Here is a 1,674-nt window from a genome sequence, read left to right on the forward strand (position 1 = left end):
AAAAGAGAGCCATGCCAGTGGGCCTGGGGCATGGCTCTCGTGACGCTGTGTGAGTGTTGTCGGCGTACACCTCCCGCTGCGGAGGCGAGTACGCGTAAACGTGCACAGCCCGAGGACGGTTAGCCGGTGGCGGTGATGTGGCTTTGACGGCGGCCAGGGTTCGTGAGGCGGCAGCAGGGGTGCGACGTACGCGTATGTTCGACCAGGTTCAGTGGAGTTCCTGGCGTTCTGCCGTTTCGCCCAGACGATGGAGCAGGTGCGCCCAGCCGTCGCTGGTCTCCTCTTCGAGTACGGCCGGCAGACCACTGTGGCGCAGGATGAGCTCGGTGCCATCACCGTCCGGGGTCAGGGTGACTTCGACTCGGGATGCCTCTGGTGCCATGTCGGGCGCTCCCGGTGTGGCCTCCCAGCCGAAGGTGAAGACGAGACGTTCGTACGGCACGAGCTCCACGAACCGTCCGCGCATCACCGGGCGTGGGCCCTCGTGCATCGCAACCTGCAAGGTGCCACCGGGGCGGGCGTCCAGCTCGGCCGTTCCCCACCATCGCGCCAGGCGTGCCGGGTCGGTGAAGAACCGCCAGACCGTCTCGGGACGCGCACGGATGTGCAACGTCTGCTCAATCGTCCTGCTCACAACGATCCCTTCACGTCCTGGTCACCAGTGTGCGCGTGTTCTTCTCGCTCGGCTTCGTGCTGGAGGCGGCTGAGCGAGGTGGACCACATTGTCTCCAGGAACGTCACCGCCTCGGCCAACCCCTCCGGACGTAGCCGATAGAAGCGGCGATTGCCTGCGCGGCGGACGTCGACGAGGCGGGCTGCTGTCAGCGTTCGCAGATGCTGGGATACCGCAGGGCGACTGATTTCGGGAAAGCGCTCCGCGATCTCGCCTGCCGATACTTCGCGATCCCGCACCAGGACGAGGATGGCGCGGCGGGTCGGGTCCGCCACAGCGCGAAGCGCGTCGTCCATGGGCCACCGCCTTCGTTTGCGCACTGCCGGGACAGCATGTAAGTGTTTAAGCAATATCTTACACTCTATCGATGACGAGGATCCGCCATGTCAGGAGACGACAACACCCGTGCCCCGCGATCGGAGAACCAGCGCCTGAATGCGCTGGTTGGCCGTTGGCGTTCGCAGGGGCGTATAGCGGCCACCGCGATCGACCCGGCGATCCGCATCGCCGGGTCGGACACCTACGAGTGGCTGGCGGGCGAGCACTTCCTCATTCACCGTGTGGACGTGCGCATGAACGAGGAGCACGTCGAGGTCATCGAGATGATCGGGCCCTACGATCCAGCGAGCCGGACCTACCCCATGCGCTCCTTCGACAATCACGGCAACTTCGTCACCATGCGGGCAAGCGTCGACGACGAGGGTGTCTGGACGTTCGCCGGTGAGACGGAGCGGGCGACGCTGGTGATCGCCGAAGACGGCGACTCCATGACGGCCGAATGGGAGCGCACTGACAACGGCTCAAACTGGCGGCACTGGATGGACATGAGCTTCACGAGGGCTTCCAGCCCCAGCGCCATCCCTCGCCGCTGAATCCCTCGCAGATCAGAAGCCTCACCGTCGAGCTCGCCTCGCCGTTCCTGGCAGAGGCACTACAACACCATCATGCTATGCGCGTCTATCCGTACGCGCCTTTGCACATGGAGGTGTACGCCGACAAGT

3 protein-coding genes are annotated in these 1,674 nt (G+C 64.9%); 1 reads left to right on the forward strand and 2 read right to left on the reverse strand.

Features of this window, described 5'->3' with window-relative positions; translation table 11 throughout:
* Positions 1-208: 208 nt before the first annotated feature.
* Together QSK17_RS35640 and QSK17_RS35645 are read right to left on the reverse strand one after the other, a co-directional pair.
* The gene (locus QSK17_RS35640; RefSeq protein WP_285711099.1) at positions 209-634 is read right to left on the reverse strand and encodes an SRPBCC family protein; all 426 of its coding nucleotides are present in this window, start codon (positions 632-634) and stop codon (positions 209-211) included.
* On the reverse strand, positions 631-969 hold the full coding sequence (locus tag QSK17_RS35645; protein ID WP_285711101.1) for an ArsR/SmtB family transcription factor: 339 nt from the start codon (positions 967-969) through the stop codon (positions 631-633). The genes QSK17_RS35640 and QSK17_RS35645 overlap by 4 nt, the downstream gene beginning before the upstream one ends.
* Positions 970-1,056: 87 nt before the next feature.
* Here QSK17_RS35645 and QSK17_RS35650 point away from each other — a divergent pair, with 87 nt between their 5' ends.
* Positions 1,057-1,545, forward strand: a complete 489-nt coding sequence (locus QSK17_RS35650) for a DUF1579 family protein (RefSeq protein WP_271222356.1) — start codon at positions 1,057-1,059, stop codon at positions 1,543-1,545.
* The last annotated feature ends 129 nt before the right edge of the window (positions 1,546-1,674 follow it).

This window comes from Microtetraspora sp. NBRC 16547 (genome assembly GCF_030268965.1).
Classification (GTDB): Bacteria; Actinomycetota; Actinomycetes; order Streptosporangiales; family Streptosporangiaceae; genus Microtetraspora.